This window comes from Candidatus Mycalebacterium zealandia, assembly GCA_014075295.1.
GTDB classification, from domain to species: Bacteria; Desulfobacterota_D; UBA1144; order Nemesobacterales; family Mycalebacteriaceae; genus Mycalebacterium; species Mycalebacterium zealandia.
In genome coordinates this window covers 488708-505581 of the sequence record CP046180.1, presented here as the reverse complement: position 1 = coordinate 505581, position 16874 = coordinate 488708, and the positions used below count along the sequence as shown (strand labels likewise).

The window sequence follows — 16874 nt, the reverse complement described above, 5'->3', positions numbered from 1 at the left end:
TTAAACATCCAGATTAACAACTTTGAGCGCGTTCTGCTCAATGAATTCACGGCGCGGTTCAACCTCATCACCCATAAGGGTCTGGAACATCAACTCCGCTCCTTCGGCGTCTTCAAGCGTAACCTTTCTGAGCGTGTAGGTTTCAGGGTTCATTGTGGTCTCCCACAACTGCTCGGGGTTCATCTCACCAAGACCTTTGTATCTCTGAATGAACAGCCCCTTTTTACCGCGCTCCAGAATGAAATCAGACACTTCGGAGAAGTTTTCAAACAACCGCTCGCCTTCGGGGTTTTCCACCGTGTAGGGACTTTGCCCGACCGATTTGACCAAATCGGAAAGTTTGGCAAGGTCTGAAAATTCAGGAGAAGAAACAAGCGCGTGGTCAATTTCCGTGCGCGCGACCGCGCCGCTTTCCTTGAAGTTATAGGAAATTTTCAGCGGCGCGGCGTTGCCCGCCTCATCGCTTTCGCCCTCTTCTATCATCCAGTCAAGTTCCTCTATTTCGGAACACTTTGCGGAGATTTGCTTCTTCACGGCTTCAAGACTTTTATCCAGCCGTTTCTCATTGCCCGGCATCAAATCTTCTCTTTTGAAATCGGGAAGAGACGCGAACGCTTCAACAATCTTTGGATGAGCGCCTTTGGTGGAAATTGCTTCAAGGCATCTGCCGTAGCGGATTGTGTTTCTGATGAAATCCTCCAACTTCGCGGACTTCAAGGTTTTTGCAGTGCCGTTGCCGCCGGTTTTGAGCGAACAACCCTCAATGCCGAGTCCGAGCATGTGCGTTTCGTATTCGGCGTCATCTTTCAAATAACGGTCGGTTTTTCCCTTGCGCACCCGGTAAAGCGGCGGCTGCGCAATGTAGAGATACCCTCTGTCTATAACCTCTCTGAACTCGCGGTAGAAAAGCGTGAGCAGAAGCGTCCTTATGTGCGAGCCGTCAACATCTGCGTCCGTCATGAGAATGACTTTGTGGTAGCGGATTTTTGAAACATCAAAATCCTCTTCGCCCACACCCGTGCCGAGAACGCTTATGATTGTGCGGATTTCCTCGTTTCCGAGCATCTTGTCCAGACGCGCCTTTTCAACATTCAGGATTTTCCCCTTGAGCGGAAGAACGGCTTGGTCAAGCCGGGAGCGCGCCTGTTTTGCCGAGCCGCCGGCAGACTCTCCCTCAACTATGAAAAGCTCGCAACGAGACGGATCTTTTTCCTGACAGTCGGCAAGTTTGCCCGGAAGCGAGCCGGATTCCAGTGCGCTTTTGCGCCGTGTAAGTTCCCTTGCTTTGCGCGCCGCGTCTCTGGCGCGCGCTGCGTCAACCGCTTTGCCAACCACGCGTTTTGCTATCTGCGGGTTCTGCTCAAAAAAAGCGCTCAACTTTTCATTGAGAAGCGTTTCCACTATTCCCTTCACGGAGGTATTGCCGAGTTTTGTTTTCGTCTGCCCTTCAAATTTGGGGTCGGGCAGTTTCACGCTTACAACCGCGGTCAGCCCTTCGCGCACGTCATCACCGGTCAGTTGAACTTTGATGTTTTTGAGCAAACCCTTGTCTTCGGCGTATTTGTTGATTGTGCGGGTCAGCGCGCCTCTGAATCCGGCAAGGTGGGTGCCGCCTTCAATGTTGTTGATGTTGTTCGCGTAGCACAGAACGTTTTCCCTGTAAGTGTCGTTATACTGAAACGCTATCTCCACCATAGTGTCGGACTTTTCGCCGTCAACGTGAATCACTTCGGGGTGAAGCGGGCGGACACGCTCATTCATCTCGGCGACAAACGCGCTTATTCCGCCTTCGTAAACAAACTCCTGATTCTTGGACGTTCTCTCATCGGAAAGATGCATGCGGAGTCCGCTGTTGAGAAAAGCCAGCTCCCTGATTCTGTGCGCGACTGTGTCGTAGGAAAAATCGCTTATCTCAAAAATCGTGGAGTCCGGCTTGAAGGTAATGGAAGTGCCGTTTAATTTTGTGGTTCCGTCGCTTTCAAGTTCCGTTACGGCTTTGCCTTTTTCGTATCTCTGCTTCCAAATCTTGCCGTCCCGCTGTATCTCAAGTTCAAGAAACTCCGAAAGCGCGTTCACAACAGTAACGCCAACCCCGTGAAGCCCGCCGGAAACCTTGTAAACCTTGCCGTCAAACTTCCCTCCGGCGTGCAACATCGTCATAACCACTTCAACGCCCGATTTGCCGGTCTTTTCGTGCTTATCAACGGGAATTCCCCTGCCGTTGTCTGAAATCGTTATTGAACCGTCAGAATGAATAACGGTTTTTACCTCCGTGCAAAAACCCGCGAGCGCCTCATCAACGCTGTTGTCAACAACCTCAAAAACAAGATGGTGAAAACCTCTCGTGCTCGTGTCTCCGATATACATATCGGGACGCTTGCGAACCGCTTCAAGCCCCGGAAGAACCTTAATCTGTTCCGATGTGTAACCGTCATTTTTTAGTGCGGAATCTGCGCTCAATTTAAACCTCCGAAGGTATGTTTGTCAGTTGATAAAAACAGGATTTAAAACCTTTCAAACTATACCAAAAACCACCTGTCCTGTCCACAGGAGAAAAATGGCTTTCAATACTGTAAATACTAATCGTAAACAGGTTTCAGGAAGCCGCCGAATCCGCTCCCGCAAGCGGCAATTCAGCAACCTTTCCCTCGCATCCGTTTCCGGTCTTTACCGCCGCTCCGGACTCGCCGTGTTCGCGCCTTATATATCCCAGCGCGACCGCACCGAAATCCGGCGAAAATCCCGATGACGTTATTCGCCCGACCGGCGCACCTTCGTGAGAAAAAATCTCTCCGGGTTCGGGGGGCTGCCCGTCAAACAGAAATCCCGAAAAACGCCGGTTTATCCTGCCTCTCCAGTGCGCTCTTGCCACAATTTCCTGCCCCACATAGCACCCCTTGTCAAAAGATATGGCGTTTTCAAGCCCTGTTTCAGGCGCGATTACGGATTCGTCCATATCTTTTCCGTATTCGGGAACTCCCGCCTCAATTCTGAGAATGTCTAACGTTTGCGCGCTTGCCGGCAAGACGCCGCCGGATGCGAACTGTTTTTCAATTTCCGCTATAACTCCGGGGTTGTCCGACTCAATGTCAAAACCTTTAAGTCCCGTTCTGTCGCATCGCGCCGCCCAAACCGCTTCATCCGTCTCAAAATGGTCAAACGGCTTCATCGTTTTTACTTCCCGCCCCAAAACCACAGGCGCCGCATCGTCCGCGGACAGTCCCGCGATGTGAACGAGATTGCGTGTTTTCCTCTCAATCTCAACCCTGTATGACAGTTTCAGTTCGTCCATAAGGGTTTGCATCCGCGCGGCAACGGCAGGGTCGGCTATGTCAATCAGCGTTACGCCGTCCGCCATAAAAAGATTCATATCGCACAGAACCCTGCCCTTGCGGTTCAACATCAGAGAGTAAACGCCCTGCCCGGCGACTGGCTTCAAAACATCATTTGTGAGAACGCCCTGAAGAAATTTGAGATGGTCTTTGCCTTTGATAACAAGTTTGCCCGCGCCGGAAAGGTTGAACATCACGCAACCGTTGCGCGCGCGGCGGTACTCTTCATTGAGTTTTTTGTTATTTCCGCAGATGAAAATATAATACACGAGTTTTCCGCACGGACTGTTCAATGGAAAAGCACAAAAAAGTAGTGATAATGGGCTCCGGCCCCGCAGGTCTCACGGCGGCGCTTTACACGGCACGCGCGAACCTTTCGCCGCTTGTTTTTGAAGGATTTGAAGCGGGCGGACAACTGACGCTCACAACCGATGTTGAAAACTTTCCGGGCTTTCCGCAAGGCGTGATGGGTCCGGAACTTATGGACTCAATGAGAAAACAGGCGCAACGTTTCGGCGCCGAGTGCGTGAACGAGGAAATTTCAAGCGCCGACCTTTCGTCCCACCCCTTCAAAATAACAACCTCTTCCGGCAAAGACATAACGGCGGACACTCTTATAGTCTGTTCGGGCGCGAGCGCGAGAATGCTGGGGCTGGAATCGGAGAAAAAACTTCTCGGACGCGGCGTTTCCACCTGCGCCACTTGTGACGGCTTCTTTTTCAAAGACAAGGAAATTGTTGTAGTAGGCGGCGGCGACAGCGCAATGGAGGAAGCGAATTTCCTTACAAAGTTCGCTTCAAAAGTTACCGTTATTCACAGGCGCGACACACTGCGCGCGTCAAAAATAATGCAGAAGCGCGCGCTTGATAATCCGAAGATTGATTTTATTTGGGACTCGGAGGTTGAAGAGGTCAGGGGTTCCGAAGAAGCGGGGGTTACGGGCGTTGTTTTGAAAAACCTCAAAACCGGCGATACATCGGAAAAACCGTGCGAGGGAATGTTTGTCGCAATCGGGCACAACCCCAACACCGGAATTTTCAACGGCGCGCTTGACATGGACGGGGACGGCTATCTGATAACAAAACCCGGTACAACGGAGATGAACATCCCGGGTATTTTCGCCGCGGGAGACGTGCAGGACAAACGTTATAAACAGGCAATCACCGCCGCGGGTTCCGGCTGCGCCGCCGCGCTTGACGCCGAGAGGTTTTTGGAAGAGCTGGGGAAATAGACTTTTACAACCGGGCAAAAGCTGAAAACCGATTCAATTCTCTCTTTCTTAATTGCAAAAACCCCACCCTTTCAGTAACATAAAACCCCATGGGCTCAATAGGCATAACCGAACTTGTAATAGTTCTTGTAATCGTTCTTCTGGTTTTCGGTCCGGGGCGGCTCGGTTCAATCGGTTCCGCGCTTGGAAAGGGAATCAGGAATTTCCGCAGTTCGCTTGAAGGAGACGATTCCTCAGACGACAACGACGAAAATAAGGGTTCGGGCGGCACGGAATTCCGCGCTCCCAAAAACTGAAATAGCGCGAACGGCTATTCCGCCATTTCCGCAAGTTCCACAAGAACACCGTTCATCGCCTTGGGATGAACAAAAGCCACTTTTGAGTTGTAAGCGCCCACGCGCGGGGTTTCGTCTATGAGGCGGACGCCCTGATTTTTCAATTCCGCAAGCGATTTTTCAATGTCATCCACAAAAAAGCAGATGTGATGAATTCCCTCACCTTTTGTTTCAAGAAACTTATGTATCGGAGAATCCTCTCCGGTGGGTTCCAGCAGTTCAATCGCCGTGCCTTCTCCGCTTTGCGGCTGAAGCATTGACGCCCTGACGCCCTGCTCGGCGACCTCCTCCCTGTGGGTTATTTTAAGCCCCATAACCATTTCATAAAGTTTTTCGGACTCTTTAAGATTCTTCACGGCAATCGCTATGTGGTAAAGACTGCCGTTTTCATTAGATTTCATTTATTGCTTCCCCCGTCATTGTATCGCTCAATGCCTTTCTCAAACCTGTCTTTGTCAATTATGAACATGTGATTTCTGCCGGACGCAATTGTCTGCCCGCGGTCGGACGCTTCAACGCTGAAAATCACCTGACGGTCTTTAACCTCAACAATGCGCGTTGTGAGTTTCACGCGTGTGCCCACGGGAACCGCGCCGAAGTGGCTCATCTCAACCTTGATGCTCACAACCATTTCATTTGAGCCGAGAAACGGCGCCATAACATCCGCGCACGCGCTCTGCATAATCCCTATCAGAGACGCCGTGGACAAAACCCTCGGCGCTTTTTCATGAAACCTGTCCGCCGCCATTGAGGAATCAGTCTCAACCTCTTTCTTAACGAACATCCCCCCTTCAAGTCTTGCAACAGTCAAACCTTCCATTCCCCCTTCACGGTAAAATTGTCAATACTTTCATCGATTTCTTCACACAAAATGCTCACGCCCTTGCGCTCAAACCGTTCAAACAGTTCACTTTCAACACACTTTATTGTATGGATGATGTCTTTGTGAGCGCGCACCCGTATCTCGCCGCCGCGCGCAAGAAGATTGTGCTGTTCTATCTCCCTGATGATTTCGTAGCAAACCGTTTCTTTTGACTTCACAAGCCCCGTCCCGTCGCAAATTTCGCACTGGTCGGAAAGTGTTTTTGCCACACTTTCGCGCGACCGTTTGCGTGTGAGGTGCAGAACGCAGAACTCTGAAATCTCTGAAATCGTGTGGCTTGTTCTGTCTTTTCTCATCTCGTCTTCAAAGGTCTTACACACCTTTTTCATATCAGAAAATCCCATATCTATAAAGTCTATGACTATAATTCCGACCAGATTGCGCAGCCGTATCTGGCGCGCCGCTTCGGCTGCCGCTTCAAGATTTGTCCGTAGCAACGTTCCCCCGCCCCTGCTGGTTCCCGCGCCCGTGTTCACATCAATCACGGTGAGGCCCTCGGCTTCCTCAATAATCATGTCTCCTCCGGAACGGAGTTGAATTTTCCGCTTGTAGAGGTTTTCAATCTCCTGCTCAATTCCAAAATCTCTGAACAGCGGGGAGTCCGAAGAATGGTATCCAATTGACACCGGTTCACCCGGAAAGTTTTCGTCAATATAGCGGTTGATTTCAAGCAGAATGTCCCAATCGTCCGCGATTATCTCATCGTTTGGAGACGCAAAATCCCTTACCGCGCTCAAGAAAGTGGGCGGCTCTTCGTAAAGAAGAGACGGAGACGGTTTTATGTGCGATGTCTGAACAATGTTCTCCCACTGACTCTGCAGAGATTTCACCTCCGCCTCAATCAGGGAGGCGTCTTTGTCAATAGATGCGGTGCGGGCAATCAGCCCCATGTTTTGCGGGCGGAGTTTCTCAAGTGTTTTACCGACATCACGCCTTTCAACTCCGTGACCAATTTTCTTTGACACGGCGGTTTTGTCCGAATCGGTTGAAAGAATCACATACTTGCCCACAAGCGTAACGCGCGCCTTCATTCTCGGTCCCTTGCCCGACACCGGCTCTTTGACCGCCTGCACAATGATGTCCTGCCCTTCGGAAACGGGACTTGTCTGCTCTCTTCGGTTAAAAGTTCCGTCTTCGGAACGCATGTCCTTCCACGAAACAATGCCGGCTTTTTCCATTCCTATGTCAACAAAAGACGCCTTGATTCCGGAAATTACATTCAAAACCTTCGCCTTGTATATGTTGCCTGAAATGCGCGAACTGGAATCGCGCTCCACCTGAAGTTCGGCGAGCACGCCGTTTTCAATCACCGCTATGCGAATCTCTCCAAAAGTGCGACTGATTAATATCTGTTTTTTCATTTTCCCGCCTTTGTGATAAGAGCGGCTATTTTTGTAGCCCCGTCCGGTATCGTGACCCCGCCCTCCAGAACGGCGGAAACAATGCCGGCTCCGCTCGCGCCGTCTTTCAAGGTGTCTTCGGCAAGCGAGCCGAGAATGCCCTTAACTTCATCCATAAGATCTTTTCTGGTTCGCACGAACCGTTTTTCTTCCAGAAACCCGCTTTTTCTAAGGAAATCGCCGTGTTTTTCAATCTGCAAAGCGAGTTCGCTCACGCCTTTGCCCGAAGTGGCTTTCGTCAAAAGCACCGGAATGCTCCAGTCGCCCCTTGATGCCCTTATGGAGAGAGTTCCGCTAATCTCCGCCGCGAGGGATTCGGCGTTTTTTCTGTCGGATTTGTTAACCACAAACACATCGCCAATCTCCATTATTCCGGCTTTCATAGTCTGTATTGAGTCGCCTGATTCCGGAACCAGAACTACAACCACAGTGTCCGCTACGCCCGCAATGTCAAGCTCACTCTGCCCCACACCAACGGTTTCAACCAGCACGCATCCCGCACCGAAAGCGCTCATAAGCCGTATGATGTCTCCGGTAGCGCGCGAAAGCCCGCCCAGAGAGCCGCGCGAACCGAGGCTTCTGATAAAAACCCCTTCGTCATTGGAATGGCTGCCCATGCGCACCCTGTCTCCAAGAAGCGCGCCGCCCGTGAACGGGCTGGAGGGATCTATCGCGATAACGCCGACCTTTGTTCCACGCGCGCGGAATTTTTCCACAAGTTTGTCCGCTAACGTGCTTTTCCCCGCTCCGGGGGGGCCCGTTATTCCAATAACCGACGGGGTGGCTTTCAGGGCTTTGCTTCCCGAGAGAAGTTCAATCGTGTTTATTCTGCCGCCTTCGGCAAGGCTTATCAGGCGGGCGAGAGCGCCTCTGCCGCCGCCAAGCATCTCTTTTACAAGTTCTTCGGGATTTGTTGAAAGGGCCATTACAAAGGTCTGTTCTTCCCCTTTTTTATCAGTATATCAAAATGCTTTTTCAAAACCGGCGTTACCGAAAGCCTGCTCTGTTTTACAATATGCATCTCTTTGAGCGCGGGGTCTGTCTTAATATCCTTGAGCCCGACCGGATGTTCAAGAACGGAGTCCGGCTCCATGTCAACCACAACCCATCTTTCATCATCGGTTGTGGGGTCCTGACAACTCTCTTTGACCACCTTCGCGACCCCGACAATTTCAAGCCCCTTGTTGCTGTGATAAAAAAGCGCGAGGTCTCCCGCCTTCATCGCCGCAAGGTTGTTGCGTGCCTGATAGTTGCGCACCCCGTCCCAATACGTGCGCCCGTCCCTCACAAAATCTTCCCATGAATATTTGAAAGGTTCGGACTTGACGAGCCAATAATTCATCCGCCGAAATATATCCGCTTGAATGAGCGGTTGAAAACATTAAACTGCGCGCACAATGTTGGGACTGCCGAGCCGTTTGAGTGTATATTAGCCGTTTAAGATGGTTGTAATTCCCGCCATAGACATCAAAGAAGGTAAGTGTGTTCGCCTTGTGAAGGGAGAAGCGGATTCCGAAACGGTTTTCTCGGACGACCCCGTTTCAGTTGCCCGGCGCTGGGAGGATTGCGGCGCGGAGGTCATACATGTTGTGGACTTGGACGGCGCGTTTACCGGAGCCCCGGTAAATCACAAACTGATAGAGGAAATCACCGGAGCCGTATCGTGCGGGGTTCAGGCGGGAGGCGGGATACGCACGCTTGAGACGGTAAGAATGTATCTTTCGTGCGGCATACAAACGGTCATACTTGGCACCGCCGCACTTGAAAAAACCGATTTTCTCAAAAGCGCGTGCTCGGAATTTCCGAGGCAAATCGCAGTCGCTCTGGACACGCGCGGAGAGATGGTCGCGGTAAAAGGATGGACTGAAGATTCGGGAATGACAGCCGCGAGCGCGGCGGCGGCGCTCAAGGATTCGGGCGTTAGTATGGTGATTAAAACCGATATTGACCGGGACGGCACGCTGAGCGGACTTGACCTCGGACGGCTGGAGAGTTTTCTCACGGCGTGCAACATTCCGGTTGTGGCTTCGGGCGGAGTGTCGCGCCCCGAAGACATAGAAAAACTGTTGCCTTTTCAGAAATCAGGATTGCGCGGCGTCATTGTCGGCAGAGCGGCTTATTCGGGCGGAGTTGACATTAAAAGTGCGATACGGAGGTTTTCCTGATTGGTCGCCAAACGCATAATTCCGTGTCTTGACGTCAAAGACGGCAGGGTTGTGAAAGGTGTTCAGTTTGTGGAGTTGAAAGACGCCGGAGACCCCGCCGAGTGCGCGGTGCGGTATTCAGAGGAAGGGGCGGACGAAATAGCTTTCCTTGACATAACCGCCTCACACGAGCGCAGAAAAACCATTATTGAAATTGTTGAAAAAACCGCCGCGAATATTTTTGTTCCGCTTTCGGTGGGAGGCGGAATTTCAACATCGCAAGATGTCCGCGCTCTGCTTCTCGCCGGAGCGGACAAGGTCGTCATCAACACCGCCGCGGTTGAGAACCCGGAAATCGTTGAAGACGCCGCGGGAAAATTCGGAAGTCAGTGCGTTGTGGTCGCCATTGACGCGCGGCACGGCGATGGGGATTCGTGGGAGGTTTTTACGCACGGAGGAAGAAAAGCGACCGGAAAAGACGCCGTAAAATGGGCGCGGGAAATGGAAAAAACGGGCGCGGGAGAGATTTTGCTCACCAGCATGGACAGAGACGGCACGCGCGAGGGCTACGACATCGCGCTCACAAAAGCCGTTTGCGAAACCGTTTCAATTCCCGTTATTGCTTCGGGCGGAGTGGGAACGCTTGAACATTTTGTTGAGGGCGCGCGGGACGGCGGCGCGGACGCGCTTCTCGCCGCTTCGGTTTTCCATTACGGGGATTTGGGCATAATGGAAACAAAACGCCATCTCGCTTTAAAAGGGGTGGAGGTAAGAACATGACAAAAAACAAAACAATCAGGGAGCAGTTTCAGAAAACGGAAAAACTTGTTCTTTCACCTCACGCGACTTTGAGTTCGGAATCAAAAGGCAGAGCCCGGCCCGAAGACGAATGCTCAATCAGAAACCCTTTCCAGCGCGACAGAGACCGCATTGTTCATTCAAAATCATTCCGCAGAATGAAACATAAAACACAGGTGTTTCTTTCGCCGACAAACGACCATTACAGAACACGGCTGACCCACGTCATAGAGGTTTCGCAGATAGCACGCACGATAGCGCGGGCGCTCTTTCTCAATGAAGACCTGACCGAAGCCATCGCGCTCGGGCACGACCTCGGGCACACCCCTTTCGGGCATGCGGGAGAGAGGGCTCTGAATGAGGTTGTTCCGGACGGCTTTTTCCATGTGAAGCAGAGTGTTCGGGTCGTTGAGTGTCTTGAAAACAACGGCAAGGGACTCAATTTGACATACGAGGTTATTGACGGAATAACAAAACACTCAAAAGGCCGCGGTCCCATAGATGGAGGGGGAAATGCTCCCGAAACGCTTGAGGGGCAGGTGGTGCGGATTTCCGATTTAATTGCCTACGCCAACCACGACATAGATGACGCCTTACGGTCCGAGATTATTAAGGAAAAAGATTTGCCGCACAAACACATCAAGATTATCGGCAAAAACTGCTCTGAACGGCTGGACAGAATGGTGCGCGACATAGTTTCACAGACAACCCTCAAAAACTACGAAAAAATCTCAATCAGCCCGGAGATTGAAGAGGCAATAGCGGGAATAAGGGAATACCTGTTCAACCATGTTTATCTTGCGGGTGCGGTCAATTTTGAAGCGGAAAGAGCCGTTAAAATGGTGAAGTTGCTTTACAGGTATTTCTGCGATAACAAAAGCGAGGCGGAAAAGCGCGGAGTGTGTCCGCACAGCCCCGAAGACTCGCACGAAAGAGCCGTGTGCGATTTTGTTGCCAGCATGACAGACTCCTACGCCGTGCAAATTTTCAGAGAGATTTTCGTCCCCTCAAAATGGCGGGACGGGAGAGACGCTTAACAGTTCGCCACGCGACACGGAGGAGACCCCTTGCCGAAAACCGTCATCAGACTGGGCGTTCCGCCTTTTTTGAACACTCTGCCGCTCATCACCGCGCTTGAGTACGAAACGGATTTGAGTGTCTTTGAGATTCTGCAAAGCCCTCCGTCCGCCCTTTGCCCGCTTATGGAAAGCGGAGATATTGACATTTCTCTTCTGCCCGCCGCGGACATCTTTGAACGTCCGGGGTTGCGGATTCTCAAAGGCGTGTGCATATCGTCATTCGGCAAGGTCGGAAGTGTGGCTGTGTTTTCAAAAAAACCAATCGCGGAAATACAAACGGTCGCGGTGGATTCAGGTTCAAGCAGTTCGGCGATGATGCTGAGAATCGCGCTTGAAATTTTCCATGGCACGTCTCCGGAGTATAAAAAACGCGAATACGGAAAAGATTTCTTTTCAGGCGTTGACGCCGGTCTGGTAATAGGAAACACGGGGCTCACGCTCTCAAGCGCCCCGCCCGAAGGTTTCCCTTTTGTTTTTGATTTGGGAGAGGTATGGACGAAAAAAACCGGTCTGCCGTTTGTTTATGCGGTTTTCGCCGCACGCAGTGGATTTGACCCGTTTGACGCGCCCGAAGCGCTAATTGCCGCGAAAAAACGCGGGCTTGAAATGGCGAACGAAATCGCGCGCAGGGGAGCCGGGGAACTGAACATCGGGGCGGACATATGCCTTGACTACATAACCAACAAGATAAAATACGATTTGGGCGGCGCCGAGATTGAAGGAATGCTCAAATTCGGCGAACTCGCGGCACGGCTGAAACAAAGCCCCGCCGAGGTGAGTATCAATTTTTACGAAAGGACGCGAACGGAATGAAAAAACGGATAATGAAACTGGGGCACAGCCCCGATGCCGATGACGCGTTTATGTTTTACGCAATGTCGGCCGGAATCGCGCGGTCGGAAATCGCCGAATTTGAGCATGTGATTGAAGACATACAATCGCTCAACAACAGGGCTCTCAACAGTGAACTTGAACTGACGGCTATCTCGGCGCGTAACTACCTGAACGTCAAAGACCGCTACCGCGTGATGTCGTGCGGAGCAAGCATGGGAATGGGCTTCGGGCCCGTTGTTGTTTCGCGCGAGCCCATGGATTCGGTGGAGGGCAAAACGGTGGCGGTGCCAGGGAAACTGACAACCGCGTACCTTCTGTTGCGCCTCTACGCGGATGGATTCACACCGGTTGAAATGCCGTTTGACGCCGTTACAAACGCGGTTAAATCCGGCGAAACCGACTGCGCGCTTCTCATACACGAAGGACAGATTACATATGCGGACGAGGGCTTGAGCCTTGTTTTTGACATAGGTGTTTTGTGGAAGAAAGAGACTTCCCTTCCACTTCCTCTGGGCTTGAATGTTATACGCAGAGATGTTCCGCCCGACATCGCCATGGAAGCCCTGCGGCTTCACCGCGAAAGTATAGAATTTGCCCTTTCAAACAAAGATGAGGCGCTTGATTACGCAATGAAATTCTCGCGCGGAATAGACCGCGCCTTTGCTGAAAAATTTGTGCTTATGTATGTCAACAAATACACGGTTGACATGGGCAATGAGGGGCTCGCGGCGATTGAACTGCTTTATGAAAAGGCGTTTGAGAAAGAACTTGCGGAAGAAAAAATCGTTATTGACCCGCTTCGGGAGTAGGCGTTTCGGAAGCAAAACCCGGAGCGATTCTCAGATAGTAAAGCGCGAACACTACGGCATAAATGGAAAGAACTATCAGCGCGAGAAACTGGTAGCCGACAAGAATGCTTGTGTATTCAAGCATGCCGCCGCCAACCGCGCCCACAAGATTCCATCCGAAATAGATTTCATGAAATTTTTGTTTGCGGAATATTGAACTGAAAACCATATTGGCGAAAAAGATTGGAAGAAATGTCACAATGGAGGCAAACACAAATCTCATTGGGACATTGTCCACCGCAAGAAGTGTGTCAGTTGGTATAACAAGGGCGGGCAGACATGATAAAAGCAACAGAAAGAACGCCGCCGGAACAAGTTTGTCGGATTTGATGATTGCCGCCACCCAGTTTGCCGCCAGAACAAGAACAAGCACGGCGAGAAACACAAGGGAACTATTCAGCCATGTGTTTCCGAAAAGCAGACTGAACTGAATGATGCTCTTTGTTTCAAGAAGCAGAAACGCGGCTCCCATCAAAAGAAACGCCACACAGACAGAAGCGCGCGGCATCGGCAAACTCATACCTTGCGCACGAGGCGCCCATGCCTGAACCGCTCTGAGCAGACCGAGCAGTAAACCGACAAACGCGAGTATGAACAGCATAGCGTATATGTAGATAGACGGCAGATGCTTTTCCGCAATGTAAAGAAACGGCCAATCATCACTCGGTAGCGGAAGATCCTTCGACTTGCCGAGAAACTTCTCAAACGAAACCAAATCAAGGCACGTCATTTTCGAGCTAATTTCAATACACGAAGTACCTTCGGAGGTTTTCCCCGCAAGAACAATCGTTTCAGTGACAAGGTCATGGTGTTTCACCGACCTGATGGGAAAGTGCAAAACCGGAACCGTGCCGGACACCTTTTTCATCATCTCGCCTATTTTCCACGGAATCCACGGCTCTCTGTAAAAGTTGACCGCCATGAGAGTTCCGCCTTCCTCTAAAAGAGACCACGCATGACTGAAAGACTGCTGTGTGAAAAGGTAACTTTCCAAACGAATTTGAGACAGTGAACTCTGTTTTACCAGCGAATCGGTCAGCGCGAAGACTATAAGGTCATATTTTTTATCAGTCGCAGTCATAAAGTGCCTGCCATCGTCAATAACAAGGTCAACTTTCTGCGAAGAATAGGGATAATAGGGAACCGTAGGGTGGTGCTTTACGAGCCGTGCTATTACGGGGTCTATCTCAACCGCCGTTACTTCCTCCGCTCCAAAATACAACGCGGATGAGACATCATTTCCGGTTCCCGCCCCTATGACTAAAACTCTTTTATAATGCGGCAGAGACTTTTCCCTGCGGACAACGTGAACAAGCCCGTAAAGGGAAATATCCGGCGCATTGTCCCGAATTTCCTGATGATCAATCTTGTTGACATAAACTTTCAGGTTTACATCCATATCAACCTTCTGATACGGAGACCATACCGAAGCCATTACCTTGTCATCGTATTGTCTGTCTTCGTAAAAAACCTGAAAAGAAGCGACTAACATAGAGACCGCTATAATCGCGGTTGCCGTTTTTCTTGCGGACGAATCAGGCGATTTTGCCATAAGGAAAATCGGAATACATATTAAAAACCAGACGCCCGCGTTGATTTCAAAAAAACTTATGCAAATAAACGCCGCGATTCCGAAACATGAGCCGAGAATGTCAAAAGAGTAGGCCGCAAGAGGTTTCATTTTCATAAAAACCTTCGCCGTCCTCTGGGCAATTAAAAAGAAAACAGCCGCAGGGAAAAGAAACCAGAACGGGAAAAGAAAAATGCTCTCTCTGACCGATTCCTTTCCTATACCCGCCGAGAAGAAAACCTCTTCATGCCCAACTCCCCCGAAAGATGCGGCTTCCTGGCCGAATCCCGGAACCCCGGGGCTTACAATATAAATAAGAAAAACAAACAGGCAGACCGCGGGAGCGGTGAGATCAAAAAGAACATCGCTTGTTTTTTTACTGAAAAGTGAATGGGAAATAAACCCCGCGCCAAGCCCGATGAAAACCGATATCAAAACAAGGTTGGGGAAAAAGCCCAGATTCCAGATGTTACCCGCCATGAAGCGGATGAAAATAAGTTCAAGAAAAAGGGTTAGGAACCCAAGTGAAAAAAGACGCCATCTGTCACTTACAGGAAACAATGGGAATTCCTGCGTACTTGATTAGACGTTTTGTTAAGCACTAAAACTGTTCTCTCTGGTTCAGTAAGTCAGCGGGGAAGCTGCGGGCTCCGCAAACCAAAAAAAATCAAACGGTTCAGCGAGTCAGCCTGTAAGCCGGGTTCTGTCAAGGGCAACCATTCATCTGCGGCGTCCGTTGCCGGAACGTCTGTAGCAACAACCCGGAAACTATGAGGCGGACCACCTCCCCGCGAATAACGCGGCGTTTCCATATTTGTCTTGCTTCAAGCGGGGTTTACCATGCCGGGAATCGTTACCGTTTCCCGCGGTGGTCTCTTACGCCACCTTTTCACCCTTACCCGCTCATGAGCGGGCGGTCTGTTTTCTGCGGCACTTTCCGTCGCCTCACGGCGCCCGGCTGTTAGCCGGCGCTTCGTCCTGCGAAGCCCGGACTTTCCTCCCGAACGGAAAACCGCACGGGCGGCTGCCCAGCCGACTCGCTCACCAAGAATATTTTATGATTGCCTCATTGGCAAGACCGTCCGCGATTGTATTTTTCTCCCTGCGGACATGGGAAATGGAAACCTCTTTGAGAAGTTTTTCCGCCTCTTTTGCCTCTTTGAAAAGCACGGCGATGTCCGGATGTTTGACCTTCCACAGCCCGTTCATCTGATTCGCGAGCAGAAGGGAATCGGTTTTAACGCTCAGGCGCGTTTTTCCCAAATTGGCGGCGGCGCGCAAAGCGGTTATAAGCGCTGTGTATTCCGCCTGATTGTTGGTCTTTGTGCCGATAAATTTTTTGATTCTTGAAATTACTTTTCCGTCCGCGCCGGTGATTACGACCCCTATCGCAGACTTGCCCGGATTGCCTTTTGAAGCGCCGTCTATGTTGGCAACGGCGAAGTCATCTGCGCGTTCAGTCTTCACAGTAAAGGATTCTGTTGCAGTTCGGACACTGAACTATTTTGACTTGCGTCAGAACCTCATTGAACATCTGCGGCGGAATGTTCATGTTGCAGTTTGTGCACATCTCGTTGCGCGCGACCGCAAGAAAATTCGGATTTTTCTGCGAAACCTTGGTATACACGGGGAGCACTTCGGGGCTGAGATGGCTCGTGATTTGCTCTTTCTCTTCACGGCGCGGCATGTGTTTGCTCTCAAGTTCCTTAATGATTTTCTCAAACTCGTCGATTTTGGGCTGGTATTCCTCTTTTTTCTCTTTGAGCGACTTGTCCAGATTCTCGGTTTCGGAACTGAAACTTTCGGCTTTTTCCATCAGTTCCAGAATGTTGCTCTCAATCTCAAGGCACTCCCTTTTCGCGTCTGTAAGTTCCTTCTGAAGAGCCTCGTACTCTCTGTGGGTTTTAATTTTGAGCAGGCGCCCTTCGGTTTCGTCAATGTAGTTTTTTCTGTCGGACAACTGCTTTTCCAAAAGCAATTTTGACTTGTCCGACTCCTCTATCTGGAGTTTCTTTTCAACCAGAGATTCGCTGATGGACTGGAGTTCGTCTTGAAAAACCGAGACCTCTTTGGGGTATTGTTGCAGGTCTTTTTCTATTTCCCGAAGCTCAATATCAACGGATTGGAGTTTTTTAAGCGAGCCTATCTGCTCTTTGATACCGTTATTTGTTGAACCTTGTGTTTCCCTCATTGGGTTGTTTTTCCACCGGTTGTGGGCCCACCAGGACTCGAACCTGGGACCAACGGATTATGAGTCCGCTGCTCTGACCAACTGAGCTATGGGCCCTGGCGATGAGCCTCCAGCCGTAAACTTTGTATTATAGAAAAAGGGTTTGTGTTTGTCAACAAAACGGGAGCGGTGGCTTTTCCCTTGTGTTTTCCGCGATTTTCACATCATAATTCCGGTGGGCCTCCCAAGG

At 50.8% G+C, this 16874-nt stretch carries 17 protein-coding genes, 1 tRNA gene and 1 other RNA gene; 7 read left to right on the top strand and 12 right to left on the bottom strand.

Annotated features, from left to right (window positions below):
• Entirely contained in the window at positions 1 to 2460 is a 2460-nt protein-coding gene (gyrB, locus tag GKS04_02480) for a DNA topoisomerase (ATP-hydrolyzing) subunit B (protein ID QMU56046.1), read from the bottom strand.
• Positions 2461 to 2596: 136 nt separating this feature from the next.
• The gene (locus tag GKS04_02475; protein QMU56045.1) at positions 2597 to 3625 is read right to left on the bottom strand and encodes a hypothetical protein; all 1029 of its coding nucleotides are present in this window, start codon (positions 3623 to 3625) and stop codon (positions 2597 to 2599) included.
• Between GKS04_02475 and trxB the strand changes: the two genes are divergently transcribed.
• A complete protein-coding gene (gene trxB, locus GKS04_02470; protein ID QMU56044.1) occupies positions 3625 to 4563 on the top strand; it encodes a thioredoxin-disulfide reductase in 939 nt (312 codons plus the stop codon). The genes GKS04_02475 and trxB overlap by 1 nt on opposite strands.
• 89 nt (positions 4564 to 4652) lie before the next feature.
• A complete protein-coding gene (gene tatA, locus GKS04_02465; protein ID QMU56043.1) occupies positions 4653 to 4859 on the top strand; it encodes a twin-arginine translocase TatA/TatE family subunit in 207 nt (68 codons plus the stop codon).
• Positions 4860 to 4873: 14 nt separating this feature from the next.
• Here tatA and mce read toward each other — a convergent pair whose 3' ends face one another.
• Genes mce through GKS04_02440 form a run of 5 tightly spaced genes read right to left on the bottom strand, consistent with a single transcriptional unit; the run spans position 4874 to position 8523 of the window.
• Positions 4874 to 5299, bottom strand: coding sequence for a methylmalonyl-CoA epimerase (gene mce / locus GKS04_02460; GenBank protein ID QMU56042.1), 426 nt, complete (start codon positions 5297 to 5299; stop codon positions 4874 to 4876).
• Entirely contained in the window at positions 5296 to 5718 is a 423-nt protein-coding gene (locus tag GKS04_02455) for a hypothetical protein (protein ID QMU56041.1), read from the bottom strand. The genes mce and GKS04_02455 overlap by 4 nt, the downstream gene beginning before the upstream one ends.
• The gene (locus GKS04_02450) at positions 5706 to 7142 is read right to left on the bottom strand and encodes an Rne/Rng family ribonuclease (GenBank protein QMU56040.1); all 1437 of its coding nucleotides are present in this window, start codon (positions 7140 to 7142) and stop codon (positions 5706 to 5708) included. The genes GKS04_02455 and GKS04_02450 overlap by 13 nt, the downstream gene beginning before the upstream one ends.
• Positions 7139 to 8107, bottom strand: a complete 969-nt coding sequence (gene meaB, locus GKS04_02445) for a methylmalonyl Co-A mutase-associated GTPase MeaB (GenBank protein QMU56039.1) — start codon at positions 8105 to 8107, stop codon at positions 7139 to 7141. Before meaB ends, GKS04_02450 begins: the two co-directional genes overlap by 4 nt.
• Positions 8107 to 8523 carry an EVE domain-containing protein gene (locus GKS04_02440; protein QMU56038.1) on the bottom strand — a complete coding sequence of 139 codons (417 nt, stop codon included), beginning with the start codon at positions 8521 to 8523 and terminating at the stop codon, positions 8107 to 8109. Before GKS04_02440 ends, meaB begins: the two co-directional genes overlap by 1 nt.
• A gap of 100 nt (positions 8524 to 8623) precedes the next feature.
• Between GKS04_02440 and hisA the strand changes: the two genes are divergently transcribed.
• The 5 genes from hisA to GKS04_02415 are packed head-to-tail and all read left to right on the top strand — an operon-like array spanning position 8624 to position 12845.
• Entirely contained in the window at positions 8624 to 9346 is a 723-nt protein-coding gene (hisA, locus tag GKS04_02435; GenBank protein ID QMU56037.1) for a 1-(5-phosphoribosyl)-5-[(5-phosphoribosylamino)methylideneamino]imidazole-4-carboxamide isomerase, read from the top strand.
• Entirely contained in the window at positions 9347 to 10105 is a 759-nt protein-coding gene (gene hisF / locus GKS04_02430; protein ID QMU56036.1) for an imidazole glycerol phosphate synthase subunit HisF, read from the top strand.
• Complete coding sequence (locus GKS04_02425) at positions 10102 to 11160, top strand: deoxyguanosinetriphosphate triphosphohydrolase (protein ID QMU56035.1); 1059 nt, start codon at positions 10102 to 10104, stop codon at positions 11158 to 11160. Before hisF ends, GKS04_02425 begins: the two co-directional genes overlap by 4 nt.
• 30 nt (positions 11161 to 11190) lie before the next feature.
• A complete protein-coding gene (locus GKS04_02420; protein QMU56034.1) occupies positions 11191 to 12015 on the top strand; it encodes a hypothetical protein in 825 nt (274 codons plus the stop codon).
• Positions 12012 to 12845 carry an ABC transporter substrate-binding protein gene (locus tag GKS04_02415; protein ID QMU56033.1) on the top strand — a complete coding sequence of 278 codons (834 nt, stop codon included), beginning with the start codon at positions 12012 to 12014 and terminating at the stop codon, positions 12843 to 12845. Before GKS04_02420 ends, GKS04_02415 begins: the two co-directional genes overlap by 4 nt.
• Here GKS04_02415 and GKS04_02410 read toward each other — a convergent pair.
• The 5 genes from GKS04_02410 to GKS04_02390 form a co-directional block, all read right to left on the bottom strand.
• On the bottom strand, positions 12823 to 14934 hold the full coding sequence (locus tag GKS04_02410; protein QMU56032.1) for a hypothetical protein: 2112 nt from the start codon (positions 14932 to 14934) through the stop codon (positions 12823 to 12825). The genes GKS04_02415 and GKS04_02410 overlap by 23 nt on opposite strands.
• Positions 14935 to 15130: 196 nt before the next feature.
• Positions 15131 to 15494: RNase P RNA component class A (gene rnpB / locus GKS04_02405), an RNA gene on the bottom strand.
• A gap of 1 nt (position 15495) precedes the next feature.
• The gene (locus tag GKS04_02400) at positions 15496 to 15921 is read right to left on the bottom strand and encodes a reverse transcriptase-like protein (GenBank protein QMU56031.1); all 426 of its coding nucleotides are present in this window, start codon (positions 15919 to 15921) and stop codon (positions 15496 to 15498) included.
• Positions 15911 to 16645 carry a hypothetical protein gene (locus GKS04_02395; GenBank protein QMU56030.1) on the bottom strand — a complete coding sequence of 245 codons (735 nt, stop codon included), beginning with the start codon at positions 16643 to 16645 and terminating at the stop codon, positions 15911 to 15913. Before GKS04_02395 ends, GKS04_02400 begins: the two co-directional genes overlap by 11 nt.
• Positions 16646 to 16667: 22 nt before the next feature.
• Positions 16668 to 16741: transfer RNA gene (locus GKS04_02390), tRNA-Ile, on the bottom strand.
• Between the last annotated feature and the right edge of the window lie 133 nt (positions 16742 to 16874).